We start from the raw sequence: 15,759 nt of genomic DNA on the forward strand, positions 1-15,759 counted from the left end.
TTTATAAAAAGCCATGTTCGGCCAGAAAATTTAGGTCTATTTTACGGGATGCTCCCTGTTTTTTTATAAAACTAAAAACATACTTTGCTAAAATATCCGCTTCCAAGTTTACCGGAGAACCAATTGTTTTATAGCCTAAAGTAGTATTTTTAAACGTATGGGGAATTATTGAGACAGTAAATGAATCGTTATAAACATCAACTACCGTCAAGCTTATGCCATCAACCGCGACCGACCCTTTTGGAACCAAATACTGTAAAAAACCTTCGGAAGCTTTTATTTTTATTATTTTGGCAATTTCTTTTGCTCTTATTTCAACTATCCACCCCACTTCATCCACATGACCTTGAACAATATGTCCTCCCAAACGATCCGTAGGCCGTAGAGTTCTTTCAAGATTTACCCTATCCCCGGGACTTAAGAATTTTAAATTTGTTTTAGTATAAGTTTCGGGCATAACATCCGCCTCAAAATAATCGTTGCCAAAATTGACCACCGTAAGGCAAGTACCGTTAACAGCGATGCTATCACCTAATTTTATATCTTCAAGAATTGTCTTGGCTTCAACGGTTAATGTTAACGACTCTCCGCTTTTTTTAATTTCCCGAACTCTTCCCAGCTCTTCTACAAGACCTGTAAACATTTTACCCTCCTGAAAAATAGCCTTCAATAAAAACATCTTCCCCAAAACGTCTTAACTTGTGTATTGCTAACGGCAAGGCATCTTTCATTAAACTTATTTTTAAATCACCAATTGGTCCGGGAGCATTTTTCCCCCCAACTATCTTGGGTGCAATAAAGATATATGCTTTGTCCGCAAGTCTATTTTGTAGTAAACTCGCATGGACCACTGCTCCGCCCTCAACCAAAATTGAAATGATTCCAAGCCTGGAAAGTTCCAAAAAAGCCTCTTTAATGTTAATCCTATTTTCCCCTAAAGGAGTAGTTATAATGTGACCAAATCCGTTGCTTACATGTTTTGGTAGTTTTTTACTGGCGGTAATTAAAATATTTTTCTCCTTTTCAAGTTGAAAAATATTTAGACCTTCCGGTAAATTTCCACTTCCAGATAAAACTATGCGGTAGGGATTTCGCCCCTGAGGTATCCGACAAGTTAACAGTGGATTATCTATAATTAAGGTCTTTGCTCCCACCAAAACTGCATCATATTCATTCCGTAACCTATGGACAAAACTCCGGCTTTTCTCACCGGAAACCCAACGGGAGTCATAAGTTTCGGTGGCAATTTTACCATCAACCGTCATCGCCCATTTTAAAGAAATAAAAGGTAGCCCCGTTTTAATAAACTTAAAAAATTTTTCATTAAGGTAAAAAGCCTCTTCCGCCAAAACCCCTTCAACAACTTCAATTCCTGCATTTCGTAAAATTTCAATACCTTTTCCGGAAACCTTGGGATTCGGGTCCCGTACGGCAACTACCACCTTTTTTATACCTGCCGCAATTATCGCATCGGTACAAGGTGGTGTTCGTCCATAGTGACAACATGGCTCTAAAGTTACGTACATGGTACCGCCACGGGCTTTTTCCCCGGCCACTTTTAATGCTTCCCGTTCAGCATGGGGTAAGCCAGCTTTTTTATGGTATCCTTCCCCTACAATATTTCCATCTTTATCAACAATAACAGCTCCCACTACAGGATTTGGCGAAGTTCTTCCCAAAGCTCTTTTAGCAAGCTTTAACGCCCTTTTCATTAACTGCTGGTCGTTCATATTAACCCCTCGCAAAAAATTTAAAACCCCAAAGCTTCTGCTTCGGGGTAAAAAGGTACAATAAGAGTATTAATACCTTCTCCCATCCAGACTTTAACTGTCGGCTCCGGAATTTCACCGGATCTATCCGTAAATTTTTACGGACTCGCGGGCTTTACCGCCGGTTAGGAATTCCACCTGACCCCGAAGGTAGTAAGATTAAGCAGTATTAAATTAATTTAATTATATTAAGAGGTATTTTTGCTGTCAATAATTTAGCTCTTTTGACAAACTTCTATCAAGTCTTTTAGGTTTTTAATTACATCACCCTTAAACAAAAAGCTACCGGTAACAAGAAAATTCGCCCCGGCCTCAATCACTAACGGAGCCGTTTGTAAATTTATCCCGCCATCAACACCCAATAAAATTTCCTGAGGAGCTTTACAAACCATACTTTTCACTTTCCTTATCTTCGTAAGTTGATTATTAATGAAGCTTTGGCCACCAAAACCAGGATTAACGGACATTATCAATATTAAATCTATTAAATCCAAAAGATATTCAAGATTTTCCGGTAGAGTTGCAGGATTTAAAGCTATTCCAGCTTTTTTCCCCGAATCCTTAATCTTTTGAAGTAAGCGGTGGGGATGCCTGGTACTTTCCCAGTGGATAGTTATCATATCCGCCCCCGCTTCAATAAAGGGCTCGATTAAACTTTCCGGCTTTTCAACCATTAAATGCACATCAAAAATCAAATTAGTTTTTGCTCTTAAGCTTTTTACAACCGGTGGACCAAAAGTTAAATTAGGTACAAAATGCCCGTCCATAATATCCAGATGTAAATATTTTGCCCCACCTGTTTCCAGTTGTTTTAAAACAAGTTCAAGATTACTGAAATCTGCATTTAAAATTGAGGGCGCAATATTAACAAGCAAGTTAACTGCTCCTTTCGTCACTGGTAATTTCTTCTAAAAAGGTTAAATAGTTTTCATAACGAAAGGGCGGAATTTCCCCGGTTTCCAGAAGTTCTCTCACCCGGCAGTTTGGTTCCTTAACATGAAGACAGTTAGGAAAATAACAATATTTCCGATTTTGATTAAATTCAGGAAAATAGCTCTGCAGCTCTAATTTATCCATTTCCGGCAAAGTTAAATTACTAAATCCTGGAGTATCCGCAATAAATCCGCCAAAGGGTAATTTTATTAACTCCACGTGCCTGGTGGTGTGTCTGCCCCTTTTTATTTTAGGACTTACCTCTCCGGTAGCCAATTTTGCTCCCGGTACCAATCGATTAATTAAAGTACTTTTTCCCACTCCCGAAGGCCCTGCTAAAACGGAAATTTTTTGGTTTAAATAATCAGTTAACTCATCAATCCCCGTGTCACCTCTGGCAGTAATGGCAACAACCTTTGGCAATATTTTTTTATAATACTCAAAAAGCTTTTGGCTTTCCGGATTCACCAAATCAAATTTATTAAATACCAAAACCACTTCAAGCCTTAAAGCATATGCCATTACCAGCAACCGATCAATTAATTCGGTACTGGGAAAGGGATCAGCAAAAGCAAATACAAGCAATACTTGATCGACATTGGCAATTGGTGGTCTTATCAACTCGTTTTTACGGGGTAGTAAGCTTTCGATAACTCCCTCAGAATTAGGAACCAGTTCTCTGATTATTACCCTATCACCGGTTAAAATTTTTATATTATCTTTTTTAAACTTCCCGCGCGCTTTACACATGTAAATAGCTTTTCCGGTATCAACATAATAAAACCCTGCATAATTTTTAACAACGAGACCTTCCAATGAATTAGTTCACCTCCTTGTCTTCTATCACCACATCATCTAAATACACTTTAATTCTCCCTTTTCCATAATAGTATACTTCTTTTTCCAGAACGGTTCCTGGCTCTTCACTATCATTAGCATAAACAATTACTTCAGAAGTTCTTGCATCTTTTACAACAATTTTTACCGAATGTTTCTGGCCATCATTTGGCACCGCTAAAGTCACTAAAACCGACTTTCTCACCGGGCCAGGGCCACGAGATACGGTAATTCTAACTTTTGAGCCTTCCTCCACTAAACTCCCCGGAAGGGGATTTTGAGTAACAACTTGCCCGGCAAAATATTCGGTACTATCTACCTCTTTAATAGTATCATCAAGGACTAATTTCACCTGCTGCAGTGTTTTTCGAGCCTCTTCAATTTGTTTGCCCCTCAAATCAGGTACGGTAATCCAGGCCGGTTTTGCTCCCTTGCTTAAAATAAGTTTTATTTTGTATCCCTTTTCCACTTCAGTGTTTGGTTCTGGGTCCTGTTCAATAACGGTACCCGGTGCTAAACGTTCGTCATATATTTCGTTTATTTCACCTACTTTTAATCCTGCATTTTCCAAAATCACCCGGGCATCATGAATATCTTTTTCCCGCACATCGGGAACCAGCACCATTTCCTTTCCTTTACTAACAACCAAATAAATCGGTCGAGCAACTTTAACCCTTTCTCCCGGTAAAGGGTCAATAGAAATCACTTTATCCTTGGGAACTGTTTCGTGGTATGCCGAGGAAATATTGATATTGGTAAAACCAAGTTCCTCTAACTTTTGCTTCGCCTCCCCAATTCCAAGCCCGCGAACCTCGGGAATCACCGCTTCTTTGACATTAAAATAATTATACAAAAAATACCCCAAACCACCAATTAAAGCCAGAAACAAAGCCACCAGGGCTATGATTCCGGAAGTTTTCAATCTTTTTTTACCGCGAACTTCCGGAAACTGGTTTTTATCCAATATAATGGTCATCGTACTATCCTCAGCAAAATTTTCTTCCGGCAAATCCAATTTTTTTAAAGTGGCAATTAACTCATAAGCGGATTTATATCTTTGCTCTGGCTTTTTACTCAATAACTTCAAGATTATTCGGTCTAGTTCGTCAGGAATATTTTTATTATAAGAGGAAGGTGGTTTTGGAAGATCATTTATCTGCTTTAAAGCCACAGCAATTGGGGAATCACCGGTAAAAGGCAGTCTTTTTGTCACTAATTCATAAAACACCACTCCTAAAGAATAAAGGTCGGAAGCAAAAGTCAAGTTTTCACCTTTGGCCTGCTCGGGCGATAGGTAATGGACTGAACCCAAAATTTCTTTATCTTTGTTGATTGTCGAGGAGGTAACATTACCGGCAATGCCAAAATCGGTTAATTTGGCGATTCCTTCGGGAGTGATAATGATATTTTGTGGTTTTACATCCCGGTGCAAGATACCGTGTTGATGGGCATGACCCAAAGCCAAAGCAACCTGTAAAACAATCCTCACACTTTCACGTAAACCTAAATTTTTTTCTCGAATTATTTCTTTTAAATTTTTACCTTCAACATATTCCATCACTAAAAAATAAGTATTCTCTTCCTGTCCGACATCGTAAATGTTAACGATATTGGGATGAGAAAGGCTGGCAAGAGCCTTAGCCTCCCGTTTAAATCTTTCTACAAATTCTTCATCACTGGTAAATTCAGGTCGAAGAATTTTGATGGTTATGTAGCGGTTTAAAAGTAAATCCTGTCCTTTATAAACAACCGCCATCCCCCCGCCACCCAGGGTTTCAAGGATTTTATACCTACCGGCTAATACTCTCCCGATCATTTCTTCACCTCTCTCTCCTCGGCAAACCGGGCAAGAACCACGGTAATATTATCCCGGGACCCCTTAAGCAAAGCTTGCCGAATTAACTCATCCGCCAAGTTTTCTAGCGCCATTGTCTGATTTGTATCAAGGAATTCGGCAAGTTCAGCCTCCTTTATTCCGTCTAATAAACCATCGGTACAGAAAAGATAAAGATCCTGCGGGTGAACTTGAAACTTAACAATATCCACTTCCTCATTTGCCCCATCTAAAGCTTTGAGCAAAAGATGCCGGTAGGGATGGGAAATAGCATCTTCTTCCGTTATAATCCCTTGGGAAACCATTTTGGCCACATAAGTATGATCTTGCGTAAGCTTTAGCAATTTATTCGCCCTAAAGACATAAGCACGGCTATCGCCAAGGTGACCAATAAAAAGATTTTCCCCGGCAAATATACCCAAAGTTAAGGTTGTCCCCATTTCTTTTAAGTTTGCATCTTTATTTTGCTGCTCTTTAATTTTCTTATTTATTATTTGAAAAACTTCCTGAATGCTTTTTTCCGCTTCAGTTATTTCCCCGCTCCTAAATTGGGCAAAATATTCGGCAATGATTCTTACCGCTAATTGACTGGCAACGGCTCCGCCCGAATGGCCTCCCATTCCATCAGCAACCGCTAAAATGCTCTTTTTTTCGTCAATAAAATATGCATCTTCATTGAGAGCCCGTACCGGCCCTTTAGCTGTTTTCCCCACAATTTTCATTTTTACACCTCAAAATACTTTGCTTTTAATTGACCACAAGCTCCGTCAATCTCATCGCCTAACTCCCGGCGAACAGTAACGGGAATTCCTGCCCTTTTTAAAACTTCTTTAAACTTATTAATTTTTTCTACTGAAGGAGTTTTAAAATTTCTCTTTTCAATTGTATTGTACGGGATTAAATTAACATGAACAAGTTTTCTCTGCAATAACTGCGCAAGTTTCAAGGCGTGTTCAACGGTATCGTTAACATTTTCTATTAAAGCATACTCGAAGCTAACACGCCTTCCGGTTTTATCGATAAAGTACCAGGCAGCATCTAAAAGTTCCGCCAAACCCCAGCGTTTATTAATCGGGATTAATTCATTCCGGAGCGCATCATCTGGCGCATGCAAAGAAATGGCTAAAGTAACGGGAAGCTTTTCCTCGGCAAGAGCTTTAATTTGGGGTACCATTCCGCAGGTTGAAACGGTAATTTTCCGGTAACTAATATTTAAGCAGTCCTTTTCATTAATTTTCCGCATAAACTTAAGTACTTCGGTAAAATTATCTAAGGGTTCACCGCTCCCCATTAGCACTACCCGGGTAATTTTTTCCGAACTACTTGCTTTAAGCACCAGTATCTGTTCTATCATTTCCCCAGCCGTTAAATTACGCGAAAAACCCCCCAGCCCGGTAGCACAAAATTTGCAGCCCATTTTGCAACCCACCTGGGTGGATAGGCAAACGGTATTGCCGTAGCGATACTTTAATAAAACCGCTTCAATTCCCAGGTTATCTTTAAGCTTTAGCAAGTATTTAATGCTCTGTCCATCCCTTGATTTTTTGCTGTGAATAATTTTTAAAGAAGGCAACAAAAAATTTTCTTTAAGCTTTTCCCGCAATCTTACCGGTAGATTTGTCATTTTATTAAAATCCAATTCTCCGTGTTTAAAAATCCACTCATTTATCTGTTTTAAGCGAAAAGATTTTTCATTATTTTCCTTCAGCCAAGCCACTATTTCTTCCGAATTTAAATCTAAAAATGCCCTCATTTACTACCCGCCTTTTAACATAATTTTTTTAAAATTACACCAAAAAAACCATCTCCTATTTCCCCGGGAAGCAAACGTAGATAGTAATTATTTTTTACAATACCTAAATTAAAAAACCATTCTGGAGGCTTTACCAAAACAAAATTTGGGTTTTTTCTTAAAAAATTTTCCACAACCCCTTCATTTTCTTCCGGCTCGATACTGCAGGTTGAATAAACTAATATTCCTTCAGGTGGTAAAAGCTTGGATAAGTTGGTTAAAATCTCTAATTGATATTGAGATAACTTTATTATTTCTTCCTCGCTCTTTTGCCAGCGGGCATCCGGCTTTCGCGCCAGAACACCCGTACCTGAACAGGGTACATCGGCCAGAATCCAGTTAGGATTTACCCCATCGGGTAGCTTTAATCTTGTGGCATCCCCCAATAAACATCTTATAATATTAATCCCCAAACGGTGGGCATTTTCCTCAATTAATTTAAGTCTTCCGGGATGGACATCAAAAGCATAAATAATCCCTTTATTTCCCATAAGCTGTGCTAAGTGGGTAGATTTACCTCCCGGTGCCGCACACGCATCTATCCCCACCGAATTGGGTTCAGGGTTAATTAAATAGGCAATAAACATCGAGCCAGTATCCTGAATATAAAATAAGCCTTCATCGTACCCCGGTAGCTCTTTAACTCCAACCTTATCTAAAATTACCACTCCTTCGGGTAAATACGGCAGTTGTTTAAAATTAATGTTTTTTTCGTTTAACAGGTCACAATAAGCTTTTGGAGAGATTTTTAAGGTATTAATCCTTAAAGTTAGGTTCGGCTGATGGTTATTATACTTCAGTATCTCCACCGTTTTTGTGTATCCATATTGATTTAACCACCGCTTTACCATCCACTCGGGATGGGAATAAGCAATGGCTAAATACTCCACCTCATCGCTTACGTCTATTTTTGTAATTTCCTCTCGCCGCCTAATAAAATTACGTAAAACTCCATTAACAACTCCCGTAAATCCCCGATAATTGCGCTTTACCGCTTCAACCGTTTCATTGATTGCCGCATAGGTTGGTACCTTATCTAAGAAGTACAGTTGATATAGCCCTACCCGGATAGCATTAATGACAAAAGGCGGAAGTTTGCTCCTTTTTTTCAGGAGCTTTCCCGCCATGTAATCCAACAATTTAAGTTGTTTTAAAACACCATAAGTAAGTTCCACAACAAAGTCTTTATCTTCTTTTTTGGCTAAATTAGCAATTAATTTAGGTAATAAGAGATTTACGTAAGAATTATTTTTTTCGACTTCAACCAGGGTTTTTATTACCAATTCGCGCAAATTCACCAAAAGCACCTACCAAATCAACCGGTTTAAATAATAATAAAATTTATCGTACTCAATTAATGTTTCAAAACATGGTCCTTTAGGTCTTAAATTAATTAGTCCAAGGGAAAGAACCGGGATATCATTCATCCCCGAAAACAGATCCCCTTCACAAGCCACAGCAAAGACAACCTCCGGCTGTAGACTCTTGACAAATTGCCTTGCCGCAGTTCCTCCTGCAGCAACGGCAATTTTTAATCCCCGTTCCCTGGCATAGCACTTTAAAACTCCAACCGGGCACCGGAAGCATTCACGGCAATTATGTACATCATAAGTAATTTTATAAAGACAATCAGCTTTCTGCAAACAATGGGGCAAAAGCAATAACACTTTTTCCGGAGAAAACGGGCCATATTTTAGGGTTTTATCATTCATCAATGAAATATATTTTTGAATATCTTTTCGTACATCACGCTTAAAAAGAGATTTTATAAAGATTTTTTGCTTGTAAAAATTTAGCATTCAAAGGTTTCCCCCACAAGAGGTCGATAACCATTTAAAAAACTTTCCCACGACATTTTTTTACCGCCTTCCGGTTGAAGTTCTAAGATTTGTAAACCCCTTTCTCCCGTAGCAACCAAAAACCCGTTTTTTCTATCAGCAAAAATTATCTCCCCCGGCTTTTTTCCAGAAAACTCCCCCACCTTCGCCTTCCATATTTTTATTTTTTTCCCGCGAAAAACGGTATATGCCCCAGGAACAGGATTTAAAGCTCTTATTTGGTTTCTTATTTTTTCAGCTGAATCGGCCCAGTGGATAATTTCATCTTCTTTTTTAAGGGGTGGTGCGTAGGTTGCCAACTGGTGGTCTTGCGGAACTCTGGGAAGACCACCTTCTCTAAGCCTTTTTAATGCTTCAATTATCAAATCCGCACCAATTTCTGCCAGAATTTTTCTTAACTCTCCCCCGGTAATTTCCTGGTTAATTGCAACCTTTTCCTGTAAAGCAATATCTCCTGTATCAAGCCCCTCATCCATAAACATTATCGTAATTCCCGTTTCTTTTTCTCCGGCCATAAGACAGCGTTCAATGGGTGCAGCCCCCCGGTAAAAGGGGAGAAGAGAGGCATGGATATTTAAGCAACCATAAGGAGGAATATTTAAAATCTCTCTGGGTAAAAGTTTGCCATAAGCAGCTACTACAATAACCTCCGGTTTTACGGCTAAAATCTCCTGGTAAACCTCTTCATTAAACTTTAAAGGTGTAATAACCCTGAGATGGTTTTCCTGGGCAAATAGCTTGACCGGTGAAGAAATAACTTTTTTACCCCTGCCCGCAGCAGCATCGGGTTTAGTTACCACCAAAGCCACTTCATGGTGGGAAATTAACTTAGCTAAAGGTTTTACCGCAAATTCCGGAGTACCCATATAGACAATACGCATATTATTAGCGACCCTTTCTGACAATATTGTCCGCTTTTTCCACAAATAAAATACCATTTAAATGATCAATCTCATGTTGAAAAGCTCTGGCCAGCAACCCTTCCGCCGGTATCACAATTTCCTCACCGTAACGATTTAATCCTTTTACCGTCACCTTTTTCGCCCTAACAACCTCTCCCTGCACTCCAGGAACACTTAAACAACCCTCAATGTCCTTTTCTTCACCGGAAACCTCAATAATTTCGGGATTAATAAGTTCAATTAACCCTTCCCCAACATCCACCACAATTGCCCTCTTACTTACCCCAATTTGCGGAGCTGCCAGACCAACCCCGTTATACGCATACATGGTATCAGCCATATTTTCCAGAAGCTTTATTATATTAGGTGTAATTTCTTTAATGGGCTTGGCTATTTCTTTTAAAATCGGATCACCAATCTCCACTACTTTATAAACTGCCATCTTTTTCCTCCTTTAAAGAAAGATTTGGGGACTTAAATCTAAAACCAAGGTTAATTTATGGTTTAAACTACTTTTTTTAAACTCCTGTAATCCTGCTTTTAAAACTTCACGGGCAAAACTGCTTTTATTAGTTTTTAAAAGTATATGATAGCGAAAGTTTCTTTTTAACTTATAAAAGGGAGCTGCTGCCGGTCCAATAATTTCAATCTCTGGACTAAATTTGCTGGCATTTTTTAATAAATTAACTAAATTATTTGCCCCCTCAATAACCTTCTGTTCGTCTTCGCCAGCTATAATAAGCCTAAATATTTTACTAAAAGGTGGATATCCTGTCTGTTTTCTCAAAGAAAGCTCCTTTAAGGCATACTGCTGGAAATTTCCCCGTTGCACCGCTTGAATAATATAATTTTCCGGATTAAAAGTCTGAATTATCACTTCTCCGGGCACGAGCCCTCTACCGGCTCGTCCGGCAACCTGGGTAAGTAAATTAAAACTTCTTTCCCCGGCGCGAAAATCCGGCAAATTTAAGCTTTGATCAGCATTTAATACTCCAACTAACGTTAAATCAGGAAAATCAAATCCTTTGGCCAACATTTGCGTTCCAATAATGATGTCTGCTTCCTTGTTTTTAATCGCCTCTAATATTTTATCATAGCTATTTTTACTCCTCATGGTATCGTAGTCGACGCGAAAAATTTTGGCTGGAAATAGCTTTTTCAGTTCCTCTTCAACCCTTTGGGTCCCATAACCATATAAATCAAGAGAGATTTCCTGACAAGCTGGACACTTGCGGGTAAAAGCAATTTTTTTACCACAGTAATGACATTGGAAATTTTTTTCTTCTTTGTGATAGGTCATGGAAACGTCACAATCAGGGCAGCGGTAAAAATAACCGCATTTTCGACACATAATCATTGGAGCAAAGCCCCGGCGATTTAAAAACAAAAAAACCTGTTCTCCCTTTTGGAGTCGCTCGCTAATTTTTTTTTGAAGCACACTGCTAATTATCCCGGTATTTCCTTCCTTAGCTTCCTTAAACATGTCAACAATAATGACCTGGGGATAAGGCCTATTTTGGTACCGCTTACCCAAAAAATAATATTTAATTAATCCCGAAATTACAGCAGCATATGTTTCCATGGAGGGAGTAGCGGTACCCAATAGAAGGGGAATGCCCAAACGTTTAGCCCGCCAGTAAACCACTTCGCGGACATGATATTTAGGGGTTTCTTCTTGCTTATAACTGAGCTCGTGTTCTTCATCGAGAATAATTAATCCTAAATTTTGAAAGGGTAAAAAAGCTGCAGACCTGGTTCCCAATACCAAAACCGGACTACCCTTTTTTAATTCCCGCCAAACCGTGAACTTTTCCCGGGCACTCAAGCGGCTATGATAAACCAGAGTATTTTCCGGGAAGTATTTTTTCACCCGGGCAACCATCTGCGTGGTAATACCTATTTCTGGTAAAAGAAATAGTACCTGTTTCCCATGGTTTAAAAAGTCTCCCGCTAACTTTAAGTAAATTTCCGTTTTACCGCTGCCGGTAATTCCGTGTAATAATCCCACAAAATTTTTTGGCATATCCCGTTTTATTTGCTGATATACCTGCTTTTGACTCTCGGTAAGCTCAATTGGCGGTAAATTAGGTAGTGGTTTCTCTCTAATCTGGAGTATTCCCTGTTTAACCAATTTTTTAATAGTAGAAGTAGTTCTTACTAAACCCCTTTTATCCTTTAATAAGCTTATTACCATCTCATCGTTTTGCAATCTTTTGCTTTTTTTTATCTTCTCCTTAAGTTTTGTTTCATCCACTACCGTACAAAATACTTCCACATCCTGATATATTTTCTCCGGAAAAGATATTAAAGTTAATGCCTCGGTAATTGAACAAAGATAATACTCGGAAATCCACTTAACCATCTCCACCAATTCAGGAGTTAACCAAAGTTCTTCGGGTAAAACTTCTAAAATAGGTTTTATTTCCCCAGAAAAATCCTTTTCCTGGCCAAGAGAAAAGATAAAGCCTTCTTCCAAACGATTATTAAAATTAAACTTGACTTTGGCTCCAATTGCAACTTTTTTTATGTCAGAAGAGGGTAATTTATAAGTATATAAGCGATCTAAATGCCTTGACGGCCTTAGTAAAGCAACCTGGGCATAAACAGTCATACACTGCCCCCTTAAAATAATTAAAAACGAAAAAGGCTTAACCTTTTTCGTTTTGTTTATTTAAGTACTTTTCCCCTATTAACCGGGCAAGTTTTTGGGCAACAATTTTTTTGGATGCCCGGGGAATTAAGATTTTTTCACCATCCCTGGTGTAAACTACAATTTCATTTTCTTCCGAATCAAACCCTATATCAGTCCTGGAAACATCATTAGCTGCAATCATATCAAGATTTTTTTCTAAAAGCTTTTTTGTTGCGTAATTTTCCAGGTCATGGGTTTGCGCAGCGAAACCCACCAAAAACTGATCCACCTTCCGCTCTCCCAAGCTTTTTAAAATATCTTTGGTTTTAATTAAATCAATGGTAAGAGAATTTTTTTTCGGTAGTTTTTGTTGAAACTTTTCTTTGGGCGTATAATCTGCTACCGCAGCCGCTTTAACTACGATCTGCACTTTTTCAAATAACTCATCAACCCTTTGGGCCATTTCCTCGGTAGTTTCAACGGAAATGAAGTTAACACCCGTTGGCGGTGCTAAACTTACCGGACCCGAAACTAAATAGACTTCAGCCCCCAGATTTCTAAAAGCTTCAGCTAAAGCAAACCCCATCTTCCCAGAACTTTTATTAGTAATAAACCGGACAGGATCAATATACTCCCGGGTAGGTCCCGCCGTTACCAAAACTTTTATGCCTCTTAAAATTTTCTCCTGTAACAACTTTTCAACCTCAGCTATAATTTCCGGAATATCGGGAAGTCGACCCGGCCCCACATGACCGCAGGCAAGACTGCCGGAATCAGGCTCCAAGATATTAAAACCATGAGCAACTAATCGGTTAAGATTTTCCTGCACAATACTGTTTTGATACATACGGGTATTCATTGCCGGGCAAATTAAAACAGGACAGTTTTTAGCGGCAACAATGGTGGTAAGCAAATCATCGGCAATGCCATTAGCTATTTTCCCAATAATGTTAGCGGTTGCCGGAGCAATTAAAATTAAGTCCGCTTCATCAGTAAGGGATATATGCAAAATGGGATCCGCTTCAGTAAAAATTTCCTTTAATACTTTATTACCGGTAACAGTGGCCAGTGATAGGGAAGTAACAAAGTTTTCTGCTCCTGCAGTTAATACGGGAAAAACTTGGTACCCTCTCTTGGTTAACTCCCGGGCCAACTCTACCGTTTTATATGCGGCAATTCCGCCGGAAATTCCCAAGATTATTTTGCCCTCAGACACGAAAACTTGGGCCTCCTTATTTATTTTGGGATGATTTAAGCCGCTGGTAGGTGATTAAATCGTTGCCGATTTCGTGTAAAGCAATGGTCACGGGTTTATTGGAAATATGTTTTAATTTACTTGATTCTCCAGCAGTAATTTGCCTGGCCCTTTTGGCTGTTGCTACCACTAACGTATACCGGCTATCCGCTTTTTTCATTAAAATATCTAAAGAAGGCTGGTTCATCTTTCTAAAACACCTCCTTCAAGTAAAACCCGGTAATTTACTCTTTTGGGTTTTAATTTTTCCGCAGTTAATACCGCTTCTAAATCATTAACCGCTGTTTCGAGATCATCATTTAATATTAAATAATCATACCAATCACAGTTAGCAATTTCTTCCCAGGCCATTTGCATTCTTTTAACAATAATTTCCTCTTTATCGGTACCTCTCTTCCGTAACCTTTCTTCCAGTATAGAAATGGAAGGGGGTAAAATAAAAACAAAAACACCCTCCGGGTAAGTTTTCTTCACTTGCCGGGCTCCTTTTATATCAATTTCTAAGATCACATCCTGTCCGCGCGCTAAAGCTTCAAATACAGGCTTTTTCGGTGTTCCATAATAATTTCCATAAACATCGGCCCACTCGAGAAATTCATCGTTTGCAATCATTTTCTCAAATTGTTGTCGATCAATAAAATAGTAATGAACCCCGTCAATTTCTCCCACTCTTTTTTCGCGGGTTGTTGCAGAAATAGAATAAAAGAGGTTTGGATTTCTTTTCCGAATTTCCTGGCAAATAGTACCTTTTCCTGCCCCCGAAGGTCCCGAAACTACCACCAGCATTCCTTTATGCATAACTTCTCCTTCTCTGTTAAAAATTTTCCTCTTGATTTTCTTTCGTATTAAGGCGATGGGCTACCGTTTCCGGCTGAACCGCTGATAAGATAACATGATCGCTGTCCATAATTATAACCGCCCGGGTTCTTCTACCATATGTAGCATCTATTAACATCCCTTTATCCCTTGCCTCGGAAATAATCCTTTTAATTGGTGCGGATTCCGGGCTGACAATAGAAATAATGCGATTCGCCGAAACAATATTACCAAACCCAATGTTAATAAACTTTATTTCCACCAAATTCCCTCCTTTACTCTATATTTTGAACTTGTTCTCTGATTTTTTCAAGTTCACTTTTTAAATTTACCACTTTTGTAGAAATAAAAAGGTCATTGGCTTTCGCACCAATAGTATTAGTTTCTCTAAACATCTCCTGCACAATAAAATCTAACTTTTTACCGATAGGTCCAGAATCATGGATAACCTCTAAAAAAGCTGTGATATGGCTTTTTAACCTGGTAATCTCTTCATCAATGCTTACCTTATCGGCATATAAAAGTACTTCCTGCAAGATCCTTTCCTCGGGTATACCTAAATTTCCCAAATCCTTTAACCGGTTTAAAAGTTTTTCCCGGTATTCTTTGGGAATTTCCGGCGCCCGACTTTCTATTTCCGTTACCAGGTTTTTAATCACGGTTACTTTCTGGCTAATATCATCTTGCAGGCGCTTGCCTTCATCCCAGCGCATAGCAATAAATTTCCCCAGGGCTTCATTTAAAGGAACTAAAAAGTAATTCCAGATCTCCTCTTCATCAAATTGCGGTTCGGCTATTTTAAAAATATCCGGTAGCAGTAAAAGGTCTTCAATCTCAATATCCGCCTTAATCCCCAAAGCTTCACCTATTTTTTGCAATTCTTTGTAATATTCATAGACTAAATTTTCATCAATTTTAACATTTTTGCTTAATGCTTCCTCTACTGTAACGTAAAGATCAATCTTACCCCGATAAACCTTGCTTTGCACAACCTTTTTTATCTTATCCTCAAGAAAAAAATAACGACGGGGAAGTTTAACATTTATTTCCAGATATTTATGATTTACTCCTTTTAGCTCTATTAAAATTCTCCCGAACTCTGAAATGCTCTCAGCCCGTCCATATCCGGTCATGCTTTGCATTTTTCTACA

The 15,759-nt window shown here is 38.8% G+C and carries 17 protein-coding genes and 1 riboswitch; all 17 genes read right to left on the reverse strand.

What is annotated here, in order from left to right; genetic code table 11:
- Position 1 precedes the first annotated feature (1 nt).
- Positions 2-643, reverse strand: a complete 642-nt coding sequence (locus tag CHY_RS06865; RefSeq protein ID WP_011344381.1) for a riboflavin synthase — start codon at positions 641-643, stop codon at positions 2-4.
- Position 644: 1 nt separating this feature from the next.
- Complete coding sequence (gene ribD, locus CHY_RS06870) at positions 645-1,730, reverse strand: bifunctional diaminohydroxyphosphoribosylaminopyrimidine deaminase/5-amino-6-(5-phosphoribosylamino)uracil reductase RibD (protein ID WP_011344382.1); 1,086 nt, start codon at positions 1,728-1,730, stop codon at positions 645-647.
- Positions 1,731-1,800: 70 nt separating this feature from the next.
- Positions 1,801-1,925, reverse strand: a riboswitch (FMN riboswitch).
- Between the two features lie 59 nt (positions 1,926-1,984).
- On the reverse strand, positions 1,985-2,665 hold the full coding sequence (gene rpe / locus CHY_RS06875) for a ribulose-phosphate 3-epimerase (protein ID WP_226986687.1): 681 nt from the start codon (positions 2,663-2,665) through the stop codon (positions 1,985-1,987).
- Positions 2,646-3,518: a ribosome small subunit-dependent GTPase A gene (gene rsgA, locus CHY_RS06880; protein WP_011344384.1), complete on the reverse strand. Its 873-nt coding sequence runs from the start codon at positions 3,516-3,518 to the stop codon at positions 2,646-2,648. Before rsgA ends, rpe begins: the two co-directional genes overlap by 20 nt.
- Positions 3,519-3,522: 4 nt before the next feature.
- Positions 3,523-5,355, reverse strand: a complete 1,833-nt coding sequence (locus CHY_RS06885; protein WP_011344385.1) for a protein kinase domain-containing protein — start codon at positions 5,353-5,355, stop codon at positions 3,523-3,525.
- The gene (locus CHY_RS06890) at positions 5,352-6,095 is read right to left on the reverse strand and encodes a Stp1/IreP family PP2C-type Ser/Thr phosphatase (RefSeq protein WP_011344386.1); all 744 of its coding nucleotides are present in this window, start codon (positions 6,093-6,095) and stop codon (positions 5,352-5,354) included. The genes CHY_RS06885 and CHY_RS06890 overlap by 4 nt, the downstream gene beginning before the upstream one ends.
- Positions 6,096-6,097: 2 nt before the next feature.
- Positions 6,098-7,126, reverse strand: coding sequence for a 23S rRNA (adenine(2503)-C(2))-methyltransferase RlmN (rlmN, locus tag CHY_RS06895; protein WP_011344387.1), 1,029 nt, complete (start codon positions 7,124-7,126; stop codon positions 6,098-6,100).
- Between the two features lie 14 nt (positions 7,127-7,140).
- Entirely contained in the window at positions 7,141-8,463 is a 1,323-nt protein-coding gene (gene rsmB / locus CHY_RS06900) for a 16S rRNA (cytosine(967)-C(5))-methyltransferase RsmB (RefSeq protein ID WP_011344388.1), read from the reverse strand.
- A 9-nt stretch (positions 8,464-8,472) separates the two neighbouring features.
- Positions 8,473-8,964: a DUF116 domain-containing protein gene (locus tag CHY_RS06905; protein WP_011344389.1), complete on the reverse strand. Its 492-nt coding sequence runs from the start codon at positions 8,962-8,964 to the stop codon at positions 8,473-8,475.
- A complete protein-coding gene (fmt, locus tag CHY_RS06910) occupies positions 8,958-9,884 on the reverse strand; it encodes a methionyl-tRNA formyltransferase (RefSeq protein ID WP_011344390.1) in 927 nt (308 codons plus the stop codon). The genes CHY_RS06905 and fmt overlap by 7 nt, the downstream gene beginning before the upstream one ends.
- Positions 9,885-9,888: 4 nt before the next feature.
- Positions 9,889-10,347, reverse strand: coding sequence for a peptide deformylase (def, locus tag CHY_RS06915; protein ID WP_011344391.1), 459 nt, complete (start codon positions 10,345-10,347; stop codon positions 9,889-9,891).
- Positions 10,348-10,359: 12 nt separating this feature from the next.
- Positions 10,360-12,516, reverse strand: a complete 2,157-nt coding sequence (gene priA / locus CHY_RS06920; protein WP_011344392.1) for a replication restart helicase PriA — start codon at positions 12,514-12,516, stop codon at positions 10,360-10,362.
- Positions 12,517-12,553: 37 nt separating this feature from the next.
- Positions 12,554-13,753, reverse strand: a complete 1,200-nt coding sequence (gene coaBC, locus CHY_RS06925) for a bifunctional phosphopantothenoylcysteine decarboxylase/phosphopantothenate--cysteine ligase CoaBC (protein ID WP_011344393.1) — start codon at positions 13,751-13,753, stop codon at positions 12,554-12,556.
- Positions 13,754-13,769: 16 nt separating this feature from the next.
- Complete coding sequence (rpoZ, locus tag CHY_RS06930) at positions 13,770-13,979, reverse strand: DNA-directed RNA polymerase subunit omega (RefSeq protein ID WP_011344394.1); 210 nt, start codon at positions 13,977-13,979, stop codon at positions 13,770-13,772.
- A complete protein-coding gene (gmk, locus tag CHY_RS06935) occupies positions 13,976-14,590 on the reverse strand; it encodes a guanylate kinase (RefSeq protein ID WP_011344395.1) in 615 nt (204 codons plus the stop codon). The genes rpoZ and gmk overlap by 4 nt, the downstream gene beginning before the upstream one ends.
- A 16-nt stretch (positions 14,591-14,606) precedes the next feature.
- Positions 14,607-14,870 (reverse strand): extracellular matrix/biofilm regulator RemA, encoded by a 264-nt coding sequence (gene remA, locus CHY_RS06940; protein WP_011344396.1) that lies wholly within the window; start codon positions 14,868-14,870, stop codon positions 14,607-14,609.
- A 13-nt stretch (positions 14,871-14,883) separates the two neighbouring features.
- Positions 14,884-15,750 carry a YicC/YloC family endoribonuclease gene (locus CHY_RS06945; RefSeq protein WP_011344397.1) on the reverse strand — a complete coding sequence of 289 codons (867 nt, stop codon included), beginning with the start codon at positions 15,748-15,750 and terminating at the stop codon, positions 14,884-14,886.
- Positions 15,751-15,759: the final 9 nt, after the last annotated feature.

This window comes from Carboxydothermus hydrogenoformans Z-2901, from assembly GCF_000012865.1.
In the GTDB taxonomy this organism is placed as follows: domain Bacteria; phylum Bacillota; class Z-2901; order Carboxydothermales; family Carboxydothermaceae; genus Carboxydothermus; species Carboxydothermus hydrogenoformans.

What these genes read in the sequence shown, in the direction of transcription:
- CHY_RS06865 (WP_011344381.1), bottom strand. Translation starts at nt 643, where the DNA reads ATGTTTACAGGTCTTGTAGAAGAGCTGGGAAGAGTTCGGGAAATTAAA.
- ribD (WP_011344382.1), bottom strand. Translation starts at nt 1,730, where the DNA reads ATGAACGACCAGCAGTTAATGAAAAGGGCGTTAAAGCTTGCTAAAAGA.
- CHY_RS06885 (WP_011344385.1), bottom strand. Translation starts at nt 5,355, where the DNA reads ATGATCGGGAGAGTATTAGCCGGTAGGTATAAAATCCTTGAAACCCTG.
- CHY_RS06890 (WP_011344386.1), bottom strand. Translation starts at nt 6,095, where the DNA reads ATGAAAATTGTGGGGAAAACAGCTAAAGGGCCGGTACGGGCTCTCAAT.
- rlmN (WP_011344387.1), bottom strand. Translation starts at nt 7,126, where the DNA reads ATGAGGGCATTTTTAGATTTAAATTCGGAAGAAATAGTGGCTTGGCTG.
- CHY_RS06905 (WP_011344389.1), bottom strand. Translation starts at nt 8,964, where the DNA reads ATGCTAAATTTTTACAAGCAAAAAATCTTTATAAAATCTCTTTTTAAG.
- fmt (WP_011344390.1), bottom strand. Translation starts at nt 9,884, where the DNA reads ATGCGTATTGTCTATATGGGTACTCCGGAATTTGCGGTAAAACCTTTA.
- def (WP_011344391.1), bottom strand. Translation starts at nt 10,347, where the DNA reads ATGGCAGTTTATAAAGTAGTGGAGATTGGTGATCCGATTTTAAAAGAA.
- priA (WP_011344392.1), bottom strand. Translation starts at nt 12,516, where the DNA reads ATGACTGTTTATGCCCAGGTTGCTTTACTAAGGCCGTCAAGGCATTTA.
- rpoZ (WP_011344394.1), bottom strand. Translation starts at nt 13,979, where the DNA reads ATGAACCAGCCTTCTTTAGATATTTTAATGAAAAAAGCGGATAGCCGG.
- gmk (WP_011344395.1), bottom strand. Translation starts at nt 14,590, where the DNA reads ATGCATAAAGGAATGCTGGTGGTAGTTTCGGGACCTTCGGGGGCAGGA.
- CHY_RS06945 (WP_011344397.1), bottom strand. Translation starts at nt 15,750, where the DNA reads ATGCAAAGCATGACCGGATATGGACGGGCTGAGAGCATTTCAGAGTTC.